Genomic DNA, 13,754 nt, shown 5'->3' with positions numbered 1-13,754 from the left:
GGAGCATTTCTTTTTATAAAATTTATCAAGTAAGCGACAAACTACCTCATCTTTTTTCTATTTCTGCTAATATGCGTGACAGGTAGTAATGATAGCTAAATATAGCAAGACCAAGCAGAAGGATAAGAACTCCTACTCCCAAGCTGATGGCAAGGACAGGGGAAAGAGACTGAAGCAAGTATACGCTCACAATAGTTGAAATCAATAAGATAGCACTATAAATAATAATCAAAACCATTGTGACTATACCTTTTGAACGATTCACCAGGTCCGTAATGCTACTCCAATTGGTTGACAGATTTTTCATATCTTTAAAATAATGGTGGCAAGAAAGGCTGACACTGGCAAGAACCCATGCCACAAGAAGGTAAATCATCGAAAGGATAGGCAATCCTAAATAAAGGGAAAGACCAAGTAAAGTCAAGATAGGTAAAAAGGACTGGACAGCAAAGATAATCCAAAATTTCACTTTCACATAACGAGCAAAGTCAAAGGGTAAACTCTTCAGAAAATCAACATTTTCCCTCTCCAAGGATAAGGCAATTGAAGGAAGGCTGGTGATATTGTTATTGACAACTGCTATAAACATTCCCACGAAAAACAAGGGTAACCAGTATCGAGGATGAACGTCTGGAACTAACTGAGAATCTCGGATTGTGGAAATCGGACCAATCATCATGAGATAGGGAAGGAACGCACTTGTAAAAAGTACTGTAATCACGCCAGTCCCCTGTCCCAAGAGGGAGAGGTTGTAGCGCAAAACCATGCGGAAAAATCCCTTTTTAGTTCTTGAAATCCCCTCTTTACTGCGACGTTCTTTTTTGACCTTCTCCTCACTGTTAAGCAGAATCACGTCATAAAAATGAGGAAAAACCTTCTTTTTGGTCAGATAAAGCAAGAAAACAGTTAAAGCTATCCAAGCGAGCAGACCCAGTATGGCCTCTGTCGAAAAAGGCTCCACTGCTATTTTGTAAAAGAGATGAATAGGATAAAGGAGAAATGGAATATCTCTAACTCTGTCAACTATATCTCTAGAAGTCGACTGTAGAAGGAAGACAAATAATAAAGGTATGAGAACCCCAATCCCAATCATCACATTGGCAAAAATAGACTGATACTTTCTAAAAACGGTAGTTTGAGCCAAGAAATGCACTACCCCTACCATCACTAAAGTAACAGAGACAAATAATAAGGCCAAGGACAGCAGCATCAAAGGCAAGCCCAGCCAAAGAGAAGGAGCTAACCTAATGTAGAGGACTAGAAAATAAGCTAGGGTTGGTACAATTCCAGTTAGAGCTGGCAAGAGGACAGACAGTCCTTTAGCGATTATAATCTCTGATTCTTTAAAGGCATAGGGACTATAGGAGGCCAAATCCTTACTCTCATAAAAGACATTGTAAAAGGCAGTGAAAGCCGTTGAAAAGGCAAGCACCAGTAAAATAGCAACCATGGTACTAAAAAGACTTGGCATTTCCTCAAAAGGAAAATGAAAGGCTATATTTATAAACAAAAGTAGCATCAAGAGGCTAGAAAAAATGTAAGAACTTAGGACTCTAGCGGAAACATTTACTTTTTTCCCAGGGTTCTTAGCCTGCTTCTTTCGTAGATTAGCCAGATTCGCTTCTTTAGATGAATAGAGGATATTGATATCAACTAATTTTTTAATGACCTTGAAACGCATCTTCACCCTCCTCTTTTCTACCAGCAAGGCTAAGGTAGATACTTTCCAAAGACTGGTCTGGGTGGTCTTTTCTCAAGTCCTCTACACTACCACAATAAATCAAATGCCCCTTTTTCAAGATTGCAATCCGATCACAGACTTGCTCAGCTACCTCGAGGACATGGGTTGAAAACAAGACTGTCTTACCTTTTTGTGCATGTTCCTTCATCATTTGCTTCAAATCAAAGGCAGCCTGGGGATCCAAACCAGTCAAGGGTTCGTCCAAGACCCAAATATCAGGATCAGACAAGAGTGCCCCGATGACAAAGACTTTCTGACGCATTCCGTGAGAAAGGGTTTCAATAACCTGATAACGATTTTCAGCAAAATCAAAAACGCTCAATAGCCTAGCTAGACTAGCTTCCAAGTCAGAGCTAGTCAGATCATAGGATGAAGCAATCAATTCCCAAAATTCATTGGCTGTTAAGCGTAAAAATAAGTCAGGCGAGTCTGCTACATAGCCAATCTTTCGTTTAATAGCCAAGCGATTTTCCGATAAATCCTGACCGTCTACCAAAATACGACCGCTGCTGGGCGAAATGATACTGACTAAGGATTTTATAGTGGTCGATTTTCCAGCCCCATTATGGCCAATTAAGCCCATAATCTCCCCATTTTCAATCTGCAAATTGAGATTACTCAAGGCCTCTTTATCACCGTACAACTTACTAACATTTTGAAATTCAATCATGAGAAATCTCCTCTCTTTATCTATGTAATTTACTATAATTATAGCGCTTTCATTTTAAAAATCAACATTTTATATAAAATAGTCAAAAACTTATTATTCAGTTTTACGCAAACGATTGAGCTAACCAATACTTTATGATAGAATAAAGAACAAGATTGACAAGTAAGAGGAAACATCATGCAAAATCAAACACTCATGCAATACTTTGAATGGTATCTGCCCCACGACGGCCAGCACTGGACGCGTCTAGCTGAAGATGCTCCACACCTAGCTGATCTAGGTATCAGCCATGTCTGGATGCCACCAGCCTTCAAGGCTACCAATGAAAAAGATGTCGGCTATGGGGTCTATGACTTATTCGACTTAGGAGAGTTTAACCAAAAAGGAACTGTCCGCACCAAGTATGGTTTTAAAGAAGACTATCTTCAAGCCATTCAAGCTCTAAAAGCACAGGGAATTCAACCTATGGCCGATGTGGTGCTCAACCACAAGGCTGCTGCTGATCACATGGAAGCCTTTCAGGTTATTGAAGTGGATCCTGTAGACCGTACAGTTGAACTTGGGGAACCCTTCACCATCAATGGCTGGACTAGCTTTACCTTCGATGGTCGCCAAGATACCTACAATGACTTCCACTGGCACTGGTACCACTTCACAGGTACTGACTATGATGCCAAACGCCGAAAGTCTGGGATTTATCTGATTCAAGGAGACAACAAGGGTTGGGCAAATGAGGAATTGGTCGATAACGAAAATGGTAACTACGACTACCTCATGTATGCCGACCTAGACTTTAAACATCCTGAAGTCATCCAAAATATCTATGACTGGGCTGACTGGTTCATGGAAACGACTGGTGTAGCTGGTTTCCGCTTGGATGCAGTCAAACACATCGATTCTTTCTTTATGCGCAATTTCATCCGTGATATGAAGGAAAAATATGGTCAAGATTTCTATGTTTTTGGTGAATTCTGGAATCCTGACAAGGAAGCCAATCTGGACTATCTTGAAAAAACGGAAGAACGCTTTGACCTTGTCGATGTTCGTCTCCACCAGAATCTCTTTGAAGCCAGTCAAGCTGGCGCAGACTATGACCTTCGTGGCATTTTCACAGATAGCTTGGTTGAACTCAAACCTGACAAGGCGGTGACTTTTGTCGACAATCATGATACCCAACGAGGTCAGGCTCTTGAATCGACTGTTGAAGAGTGGTTCAAACCAGCAGCCTATGCCCTCATTCTGTTACGCCAAGATGGCCTTCCATGTGTCTTTTATGGAGATTACTATGGGATTTCAGGGCAGTATGCTCAAGAAGATTTCAAAGAAGTCCTTGACCGCCTCCTAGCCATCCGAAAAGACTTGGCCTATGGAGAACAAAAAGACTACTTTGACCATGCTAACTGTATCGGTTGGGTACGTTCAGGTGCTGAAAACCAATCCCCAATCGCAGTCTTGATTTCAAATGACCAAGAAAAGAGCAAGTCAATGTTTGTCGGCCAAGAGTGGGCTAACCAAACCTTTGTAGATCTACTTGAAAACCACCAAGGTCAAGTTACAATCGATGAGGAAGGTTATGGACAATTCCCAGTTTCAGCTAGATCCGTAAGTGTCTGGGCATCCAATACTATCTAATAGCTTATAAGCATCAAGCCAGATCCAATCGGATTTGGCTTTTTTGTGTATGCAAAAAGATCTACCCAAATGGATAGATCTTTACTTATACTCTTCGAAAATCTCTTCAAACCACGTCAACGTCGCCTTGCCGTACTCAAGTACAGCCTGCGGCTAGTTTCCTAGTTTGCTCTTTGATTTTCATTGAGTATTAATTACAATTTACCTGCTACTGCATCCAACAATTCTTGGATTTTAGCTTGGTTGCTTCCTCCTGCCATGGCCATGTCTGGTTTTCCACCACCACGTCCATCAACGATTGGTGCTAATTCTTTGACAAGGTTTCCTGCATGAAGGTCTTTTGTCTTGCTTGCTACAAGGACATTGACTTTGTCACCGATAGCAGCAACAAGGACAAGAAGATCAGAGTAGTCTTTTTGTTTCCAGTTATCTGCAAAAGTACGAAGGGCACCAGCATCCGATACAGATACTTGGCTAGCGATATAACGATGACCGTTTGCTTCCTTAACGTCCTTGAAGATATCGCCTGCGGCTGCAGCTGCGGCTTTTTCTTTCAATTCAGCATTTTCTTTTTGAAGTTGACGAAGTTGTTCTTGAAGACCTTCTACCTTGTGAGGGACTTCCTTGACTTGCGGTGCTTTCAAGGTTGCTGCGACAGCTTTAAGAGCATCTTCTTGTTCACGGTAGGCTTCAAAGGCTTCCTTACCAGTTACTGCCAAGATACGGCGAGTTCCTGAACCAATACCTTCTTCTTTGACAATCTTGAAGAGACCAATCTCAGAAGTGTTGCCAACGTGGGTACCACCACAAAGCTCGATAGAGTAGTCACCAATTGTCACGACACGAACTTCCTTGCCGTATTTCTCACCAAAGAGGGCCATGGCTCCCATTTCCTTAGCAGTGTCAATATCCGTTTCAACTGTCTTAACGTCAAGGGCTTCCCAGATTTTCTCGTTGACTTGCTGTTCAATCGCACGCAAATCTTCAGCAGTCACAGCTTGGAAATGCGTAAAGTCAAAGCGTAGGAATTCTACTTCATTAAGAGATCCTGCTTGTGTTGCGTGGTTTCCAAGGATGTTATGAAGGGCAGCGTGAAGCAAGTGAGTCGCAGTGTGGTTTTTCATAACACGGTGACGACGATTGCTATCAATTGCCAAGGTATATTCTTGGTTCAAGGCAAGCGGTGCAAGGACTTCAACCGTATGAAGAGCTTGTCCGTTTGGAGCTTTTTGAACATTGGTCACAGTGGCTACGACCTTACCTGACCCATCCAAGATTTGTCCATGGTCAGCTACCTGTCCACCCATTTCAGCGTAGAATGGAGTTTCCGCAAAGATAAGTGAGGCAGTTCCTTCTGAAACAGCTTCTACTTCTGCATTGTCAGCCACGATCGCTACTAATTTAGAAGATAATTGTGATGCTTCATAGTTAAAGCGACTTTCCACAGTGATGTTTTGAAGGGTTTCATTTTGCATCCCCATTGAACCACCCTTGACAGCAGATGCACGCGCACGTTCTTGCTGTTCTTTCATGGCTGCTTCAAAACCTTCACGGTCGACAGTCATACCAGCTTCTTCAGCGATTTCTTCAGTCAATTCAACTGGGAATCCATAAGTGTCATAAAGTTTAAATACATCTGAACCAGCGATAACAGATTGACCTTTTTCTTTCAAGTCAGCTACGATGCCTTGGGCAAAATGTTGACCTGAGTGAAGAGTACGAGCAAATGACTCTTCTTCGCTCTTAACGATTTTTTCGATAAAGTCACGTTTTTCAAGCACTTCTGGATAGTAGCTTTCCATGATTTTCCCAACAGTTGGAACCAGTTTGTAAAGGAAAGGCTCGTTGATACCCAATTTTTGACCGTGCATAGAAGCACGACGGAGCAAACGACGAAGAACATAACCACGACCTTCATTTCCTGGAAGGGCACCATCACCAATGGCAAATGAAAGAGAACGGATGTGGTCAGCGATGACTTTGAAGCTCATGTTGTCGCCATCTTGGTCGTAAACCTTACCAGACAATTTCTCAACTTCACGAATGATTGGCATGAAGAGGTCAGTTTCAAAGTTTGTCTTAGCCCCTTGAATAACTGCCACCAAACGCTCCAAACCAGCGCCCGTATCAATGTTCTTGTGTGGCAATTCCTTGTACTCGCTACGAGGAACAGCAGGATCCGCGTTAAATTGTGACAAAACGATGTTCCAGATTTCGATATAACGGTCGTTTTCAATATCTTCTGCAAGAAGGCGAAGACCGATATTTTCTGGGTCAAAAGCTTCTCCACGGTCAAAGAAAATCTCTGTATCAGGTCCAGAAGGCCCAGCACCGATTTCCCAGAAGTTGTCCTCAATAGGAATCAAGTGACTTGGATCCACTCCCACTTCAATCCAACGGTTGTAAGAATCTTTATCGTCTGGATAGTAGGTCATGTACAGTTTTTCAGCTGGGAAGTCAAACCACTCAGGGCTTGTCAAAAGCTCATAAGCCCAAGTGATAGCCTCATCACGGAAGTAATCCCCAATAGAGAAATTCCCCAACATTTCAAACATGGTATGGTGACGTGCTGTCTTCCCTACGTTTTCAATATCGTTGGTACGGATAGCCTTTTGGGCATTGGTAATACGTGGATTTTCAGGGATGATGGTCCCGTCAAAGTATTTCTTAAGGGTTGCTACCCCAGAGTTGATCCACAAAAGTGTTGGATCATTTACAGGAACCAAACTTACTGATGGTTCTACTGAGTGACCTTTGGTCGCCCAGAAATCAAGCCACATTTGGCGTACTTGTGCACTAGATAGTTGTTTCATATTGTCTCCTTATTTACTTGTTTAATTTGATTGACTTTCCAGCATTTCCACATAGTCAATAGCGACACAGAGGGAAATGACTAGATCTGCATAAGCGTCCTCCAGAACCGTTACGGTATAGGTAGAGGTCAGATGAAAGAGTTCTTTCCTGATTTCCGCAATCAACTGATCACGATCATCCAGTAGTTTGAAATTCAAATCCCAGATATTGCCCTCGATACGAAGCCCCAGATTATCAAACTCATACTTATCTCGCCAGAAGGTCAACTTCTTGCGAATGACAAAACTCGATCCATCCTGAAGCTGAATCTCAAAACGAGGAAGTAGAGTCCAAATCTCTTTACTAATCTCACTGACTTGGTTACCAAATGCATCATAGATAGTAAAGGTTTTGGGAATTTTAAAAAATGATCCCTCTACCTGATAGGCGATTTCTCCCCTGTCATCCTTGATAGCAAAGCGCTCGCCTCCAAGACGAAACTTTTGTTTGACAAGAAATGTTTTCATCAACACATCCAAAAAATCAAAAGACAAGTTCATATCACGAAGGGCGAAAAACCGCGGTACCACCTTCATTCAATGAACTTGTCATTCTCTTATTCTTATGCAATTGTATGATTGAGTAGCATGACTTCCTAGCTTAGATGGCTCGCAGCACCGCCATTTCTCTGGACTAAGACAACTGAAAATCAATTCTCAACTTTCTTATTATATCGTTTTTTTAAGCTTGCGTCAACTGGAAATGATCCCCATTTAAATAACCCATTCCCTACATCTCTTCTTACTTTTTCAGGATATATTTTTTCTTACTGCTATCACTCTTTTTATCCCAACTTTTATCCCACATTTTCGAATTGCTAAAAATAGCTACGAAAATATTCCAAAATATAAAGTTTCCTATCACCAAATATATGGAATCAGTTGTTAGGTATTGTCGATCCAAACCATCCTTTAGATAGAATAGTATATATGTTTGGTTAAAAATCATTAATGTTGGCCAATAACTTTTTTTGAAAAAAGTAGACATTTTCATTATTTGTTACCGCTTTCTGTAAGGTTAAACTTAGTATACTACTAGACAGGCAAATAAGCAACTATCATAGAAAAAGATACCGTTATAAAAATTTCCTTTTACATAAAAAAACGAACCAGCTGACTGATTCGTTTTCATCCGTTTAGCTCCTACTTCCTATACATTTTAAACTGTAGGAAGAGGTCGCTATATTTTCCTGTCCATTTATGGTCAAATTTCTCATAAACTTCTAGGTGTTTCATGGTTTCAGCATCTGGATAGAATGCTTTGTCTTCTTTTTTCTCCTCTGGGAGCAGTTCCTTAGCTGGTAGGTTTGGTGTTGAATAGCCGACATACTCTGCATTTTTGAGAGCATTTTCGGGTTTCAACATAAAGTTGATAAATGCATAGGCTGCGTCTTGGTTTTTGACTGTTTTGGGAATGACCATATTGTCAAACCAAAGGTTGCTGGCCTCTGTCGGTACCACATAGCGTAGATTTTCATTTTTTTCTAGCATTTGGCTGGCTTCACCAGAGAAGGTCACGCCGATAGCAGCATTGTTCTGAATCATGTAACCCTTCATCTCGTCCGCCACGATGGCCTTAATATTTGGAGTCAATTTGTAGAGTTTGTCTACTGTCTCTTCCAACTGCTGTGAATCCTTGGAGTTGAGGCTGTAACCAAGCGAGTTAAGCCCGAGTCCCAATACCTCACGCGCCCCATCAAAGAGCATGATAGAGTTCTTATACTCTGGTTTCCAAAGGTCATCCCAATGCTCAGGCGCCTCATCTACCATTGTTTCATTGTAGACAATTCCCAAGGTTCCCCAGAAGTAAGGGATGGAGAATTTATTGCCTGGGTCAAAGGACTGGTTGAGGAACTCTGGTCCGATATTTTCAAGACCTTCAAGTTTTGAATAGTCAAGCGGTACCAAGAGGTTTTCGTCCTTCATCTTGTTGATCATATATTCACTTGGGATAGCAATATCATAAGTCGTTCCACCCTGCTTGATCTTGGTATACATGGCTTCGTTGGAGTCAAAGGTCTCGTACTGTACTTGGATTCCTGTTTCTTCTGTGAATTTCTCCAAGAGTTCTGGATCGATATAGTCACCCCAGTTGTAGATAACCAGTTTTTGACTATCTCGGCTATTGATTTTACTGTCTAGATGCGTCGCAATTCCCCATAAGACGAGGATAATCGCTACAATTCCTGCTAAAAATGAATAGAGTTTTTTCATGCTTGCTCCTCCTTCTCACGTGAGATAAAGTAATATCCAACAACTAGGATAATACTAAAGAGAAAGACAAGGGCAGACAGGGCATTGATTTCTAAGGAAATCCCCTTGCGAGCACGAGAGTAAATCTCGACTGATAGGGTTGAAAAGCCATTTCCCGTTACAAAGAAGGTCACGGCAAAGTCATCTAGAGAATAGGTGAAGGCCATGAAATAACCTGCAATGATAGACGGAGTCAGGTAAGGAAGCATAATTTCCTTGAACATCTGAAATTGACTGGCACCAAGGTCATAGGCCGCATGAATCATGTCACCGTTCATTTCCTTGAGTCGAGGCAAGACCATCAAGACCACGATAGGAATGGAGAAGGCTACGTGACTAGATAGAACGGTCAAAAAGCCAAGTGAAAACTTGAGTTGGGTAAAGAGAATCAAGAAGCTGGCACCAATCATAACGTCAGGCGCAACCATGAGGATATTATTGAGTGATAGAAAGGCTTCTTGGTATTTCTTACGAGACTGGTAGATATAAATAGCTCCAAAAGTCCCGATAATGGTCGCTATCAAGGCTGACAGAAAGGCCAAGAAAAAGGTCTGAGTCACAATCAACATGAGACGACCATCGCCAAACATAGTTTTAAAATGGCTCAGGCTGAAGCCTGTAAAGCTATTCATGTCGTTGCCTGCATTAAAGGCATAGCCAATCAGGTAAAAAATGGGCAGGTAGAGGACAAGAAAGACCAGTCCCAGATAAAGGTTGGCAAATTTTTTCATCGTTCTCTCCTTTCCTTGGTCACCCACATGGTGATGAACATGGTCAGGATAAGAATCACACCGATGGTTGATCCCATACCGTAGTTGTCATTAGTCAGGAAGTTCTGCTCAATAGCTGTACCAAGAGTGATAACGCGGTTTCCACCAATCAAACGGGTCAGCATGAAGAGACTCAAGCTTGGAATAAAGACCGACTGAACTCCACTTCGCACGCCGTTCATCGATAGAGGGAAGATGACATGGCGGAAGGTCTCCCACTTGGTCGCACCCAGATCGTAGCTGGCATTGATGAGGTTATTATCCATATCGTCCAAGACATTGAAAATGGGCAAAATCATAAAGGGAAGCTCGATGTAGCTTGCGACAAAGATAAAGGAGAAATCGGTAAAGAGCAACTGTTGTGAACCGATTCCGATAAATTCCAAGAATTGGTTAATAGAGCCATTTTGACCAAAAATTCCGATAAAGGCATAGGCCTTGAGGAGCAAATTGATCCAGGTTGGCAGGATAATCAGCATAAGCCAGAGTTGACGGTGCTTGAGACGAGTCAAAAAGAGGGCTGTCGGATAGCTGATAAGAAGCGTCACCAGTGTCACAATCCCTGCATAGAGTACTGAGTTGAAACTCATTTTTAGGTAGGTCAAGTTTTGTGACGTAAAGTAGGACTTATAATTTTCTAAACTGAATTGGCCTTCGATGTTGAAAAAAGATTGTCCGAAAATCAAGACCAAGGGTGCCAGGACAAAGAGGGCAATCCAGAGCATGTAGGGCACTACAAAGAGTTTAGAGCTTGTTTTCTTCATCTCTTTCCTCCTCGATTGCATTGATCAGACCTGCTTCTTGCTCTTCGATTTCCACGTATTCTTCGATACGAGCATCGAACTCTTCTTCTGTTTCATTGAGGCGCATGATGTGGATGTCTTCTGGTTCAAAGTCCAGACCGATTTCCTCACCCACGATGGCCTTACGGGTTGAGTGGATCATCCATTCATTTCCAAGTTCGTCATAGGCGATAATTTCATAGTGAACCCCACGGAAGAGCTGGGTATCGACCTTAACTTGGAGCTTGCCTTCTTCAGGAAGGGTAATGCGCAAGTCTTCTGGACGAATCACGACTTCGACTGGCTCATTTGGCTTCATCCCCCCATCGACCGCTTCAAAGCGTTTGCCGTTAAACTCAACCAAGTAGTCCTCAATCATGGTACCTGGCAAGATATTTGACTCACCGATAAAGGTCGCAACAAAGTGGTTAATCGGCTCATCGTAGATATCTACTGGTGTTCCAGACTGGACAATCTCGCCATCATTCATAACGAAAATCCAGTCACTCATGGCAAGTGCTTCTTCCTGATCGTGAGTGACAAAGACAAAGGTAATGCCCAATCGTTGTTGCAGTTCACGCAGTTCATACTGCATGTCTGTTCTCAATTTCAAGTCCAGCGCTGATAAAGGCTCGTCTAGCAAGACCACACGGGGTTGGTTGATGATGGCACGGGCAATAGCCACACGCTGACGTTGTCCTCCAGAGAGTTTACGAATGGAACGTTTTTCGTAACCTTCCAACTGAACCATCTTGAGAACTTCAGTAACACGTTGCTCGATTTCTTTCTTGTCAATCTTGCGCAAGCGGAGCGGAAAAGCAACATTTTCAAACACATTCATATGTGGAAACAAGGCATAGGATTGGAAAACCGTATGGACGTCACGCTTGTTGGTTGGGATGTCATTGATACGGACACCATCCAGCAAAATATCTCCTGTCGTCGCATCCAGTAAACCTGCAATGATGTTAAGGATAGTTGATTTCCCTGAACCAGACGCGCCTAGAAGAGTATAGAACTTCCCTTCTTCCAACTCAAAGTTGATATCTTTGAGAACCTTGGTGTTGCTGTCTTCAAAAACTTTAGAGACGTTTTTGAATTCAATAATTGGTTTTTTCAATTGTCATTTATTCCTTCTTTTTCATATATTAACAGATCAGGGCTCTGTCAGGCCACTACTACCTCGTGTAGGAGATTGAACTGCCTACATTCTTCTGCACTGACGATAGGCTTTCACCCCCTTTCCATGACATAGCAGCAGCTTTTTAACTAAAACTTCCTACTTGCTTTCACCTAAAATACGGACTTCCCTCTCAAGGGTGACACCTGAGTGTTCCTTGACTTTTTCAATCACAGACTCAATCAAGTCCTCGTAGTCTTTAGCCGTTCCGTCAGCGACATTGATCATAAAACCTGCGTGTTTTTCTGAGACTTCTACTCCACCAATACGATAGCCTTTCAAGCCAGCTTCAGAAATTAACTGACCTGCAAAATGCCCTACTGGACGCTTAAAGACCGAACCACAAGATGGATATTCTAAAGGTTGCTTGAGTTCACGTAGATGCGTCAAGCGATCCATTTCTTGCTTGATAACCGGATGGCTTCCTGGGGCTAGGGCAAATTTAGCTGATAAGACAACTGCACCAGACTCCTGAATGGCTGAATGGCGGTAACCAAAAGCCAAGTCCTTGACAGATAGGGTCTCGATTTCTCCATCCTTGGTCAAAATTTTACAAGACTGTAAGATGTGGGCAATCTCACCACCATAGGCACCCGCATTCATAAAGACAGCACCACCGACACTTCCAGGAATACCACAAGCAAACTCAAAACCAGTCAAACTATGACGGAGGGCAATGCGAGTTGTTTCAATCAAGTTAGCACCAGCCTCAGCTTCGATGGTATAGCCATCAACGGAAACATGATTGAGCTTGTCACACAAGATAACAAATCCACGAATCCCACCATCACGAACAATGATGTTGCTAGCATTTCCCAGCACCATCCAAGGGATATTTTCTTGATTGGCAAATTTGACAACGCGCGCCAACTCAAAACGATTTCGTGGAAAGACCAAATAATCGGCCTCTCCACCTACTTTTGTATAACTATAGCTATGCAAGGGTTCTTTGAAACGGATATCAATCCCTTCTAAGATTTCAAGCATGTTTTCTTTTACTGACATGACACTCTTCCTTTTACAAAATTCATTCCATTATACCATTTTTAAGACCATTTGACGACCCTAAAAAAATCTTGGGCTTATTTTAAACAAAAAAAGAGGTTTCCCCCTTTTTCTTATGATTTTTTGCAAAAGATAGCCTTGGTTCCATAGGCAACTAGGATCAGTTCAACTAGTAGAATGACTTCAACTAAGACTGGACTTGTAAGCCAGCCAACTTGGGCTAGAGATGGTGCCAGGTCAAAGAAGGCATGTAGGCCATAGGCTGCTAGGAGATAAATCCATTTCTTCTGGCGAACAGCTTGGTAAACCCAAACAGTCAAAAGCAATTGGAAACCTAGAGCCAGAATCCGTTCAAAACCAAGCAAATAAATCTGCCAGACAGAAAGTGACTGAATGGTTTTTAACATATTTTCAGACAGCAATTGCATGACCTGTGGATTCTGAGTTTGAACTGCTGAGAGAACGATGTAGAGATTAATCAAACTAGTAAGACCTAGGAAAATCAACTCCAAGCCACCATGCCCCAATCCATAAGCCAAGGCATCTGCCTTTTCCAAACTTCTCTTTTTCTCCAACCATTTGAAGAAAATAAGACGAGCAGTTTCCTCAAAAAATGCTGCCATGGCTAGGCCATAGATGATATAGACAAGCGGATGGTCTCGCAAGAGGGCAATACTACCGTCTTTTTGAGGATGCAAAACCAAGATATGCACCAGTTTTTCTAAAATCTGTGAAGAGACAAAGAAGGCAACAGCCCCCAAGCCCAAGACAGCTAGATTAATCTGGTGTTTCTTTTTGGCATACCAAATGCTTCCTATCAAGAAAGCCAGCAACAACACCATGGTAATGATAATATGAATGGTCATTTT

The 13,754-nt window shown here is 42.2% G+C and carries 12 protein-coding genes; 1 reads left to right on the top strand and 11 read right to left on the bottom strand.

Features of this window, described 5'->3' with window-relative positions; all coding sequences use genetic code 11:
* Positions 1–46: 46 nt before the first annotated feature.
* Together O3664_RS00935 and O3664_RS00930 are read right to left on the bottom strand one after the other, a co-directional pair.
* The gene (locus tag O3664_RS00935; protein ID WP_371613487.1) at positions 47–1,681 is read right to left on the bottom strand and encodes a hypothetical protein; all 1,635 of its coding nucleotides are present in this window, start codon (positions 1,679–1,681) and stop codon (positions 47–49) included.
* On the bottom strand, positions 1,662–2,411 hold the full coding sequence (locus O3664_RS00930; protein WP_371613486.1) for an ABC transporter ATP-binding protein: 750 nt from the start codon (positions 2,409–2,411) through the stop codon (positions 1,662–1,664). The genes O3664_RS00935 and O3664_RS00930 overlap by 20 nt, the downstream gene beginning before the upstream one ends.
* 177 nt (positions 2,412–2,588) lie before the next feature.
* Here O3664_RS00930 and O3664_RS00925 point away from each other — a divergent pair, with 177 nt between their 5' ends.
* Positions 2,589–4,043, top strand: a complete 1,455-nt coding sequence (locus tag O3664_RS00925; protein ID WP_265465397.1) for an alpha-amylase — start codon at positions 2,589–2,591, stop codon at positions 4,041–4,043.
* A 194-nt stretch (positions 4,044–4,237) separates the two neighbouring features.
* On the opposite strand, the gene alaS is transcribed toward O3664_RS00925, so the two are convergent.
* The 9 genes from alaS to O3664_RS00880 all read right to left on the bottom strand — a co-directional run bounded on the left by alaS (position 4,238) and on the right by O3664_RS00880 (position 13,751).
* Complete coding sequence (alaS, locus tag O3664_RS00920; RefSeq protein ID WP_049488602.1) at positions 4,238–6,856, bottom strand: alanine--tRNA ligase; 2,619 nt, start codon at positions 6,854–6,856, stop codon at positions 4,238–4,240.
* A 21-nt stretch (positions 6,857–6,877) separates the two neighbouring features.
* A complete protein-coding gene (locus O3664_RS00915) occupies positions 6,878–7,363 on the bottom strand; it encodes an LURP-one-related/scramblase family protein (RefSeq protein WP_049488628.1) in 486 nt (161 codons plus the stop codon).
* A 274-nt stretch (positions 7,364–7,637) separates the two neighbouring features.
* Entirely contained in the window at positions 7,638–7,889 is a 252-nt protein-coding gene (locus tag O3664_RS00910; RefSeq protein WP_084862450.1) for a hypothetical protein, read from the bottom strand.
* Positions 7,890–8,038: 149 nt separating this feature from the next.
* Positions 8,039–9,109 carry an ABC transporter substrate-binding protein gene (locus tag O3664_RS00905; protein ID WP_120770360.1) on the bottom strand — a complete coding sequence of 357 codons (1,071 nt, stop codon included), beginning with the start codon at positions 9,107–9,109 and terminating at the stop codon, positions 8,039–8,041.
* On the bottom strand, positions 9,106–9,879 hold the full coding sequence (locus O3664_RS00900) for an ABC transporter permease (RefSeq protein WP_000712740.1): 774 nt from the start codon (positions 9,877–9,879) through the stop codon (positions 9,106–9,108). Before O3664_RS00900 ends, O3664_RS00905 begins: the two co-directional genes overlap by 4 nt.
* On the bottom strand, positions 9,876–10,682 hold the full coding sequence (locus O3664_RS00895; protein WP_115904185.1) for an ABC transporter permease: 807 nt from the start codon (positions 10,680–10,682) through the stop codon (positions 9,876–9,878). The genes O3664_RS00900 and O3664_RS00895 overlap by 4 nt, the downstream gene beginning before the upstream one ends.
* Positions 10,663–11,820, bottom strand: a complete 1,158-nt coding sequence (locus tag O3664_RS00890; RefSeq protein WP_020903185.1) for an ABC transporter ATP-binding protein — start codon at positions 11,818–11,820, stop codon at positions 10,663–10,665. The genes O3664_RS00895 and O3664_RS00890 overlap by 20 nt, the downstream gene beginning before the upstream one ends.
* Before the next feature lie 159 nt (positions 11,821–11,979).
* Positions 11,980–12,885, bottom strand: coding sequence for a UDP-N-acetylmuramate dehydrogenase (gene murB / locus O3664_RS00885; RefSeq protein WP_000111599.1), 906 nt, complete (start codon positions 12,883–12,885; stop codon positions 11,980–11,982).
* Positions 12,886–12,998: 113 nt separating this feature from the next.
* Positions 12,999–13,751 carry a YhfC family intramembrane metalloprotease gene (locus O3664_RS00880; RefSeq protein WP_084928655.1) on the bottom strand — a complete coding sequence of 251 codons (753 nt, stop codon included), beginning with the start codon at positions 13,749–13,751 and terminating at the stop codon, positions 12,999–13,001.
* Between the last annotated feature and the right edge of the window lie 3 nt (positions 13,752–13,754).

This window comes from Streptococcus sp. 27098_8_109, assembly GCF_041432295.1.
In the GTDB taxonomy this organism is placed as follows: Bacteria; Bacillota; Bacilli; order Lactobacillales; family Streptococcaceae; genus Streptococcus.
Note: the sequence above shows the minus strand (reverse complement) of the source record. Positions and strands in the feature narration are given on the sequence as shown.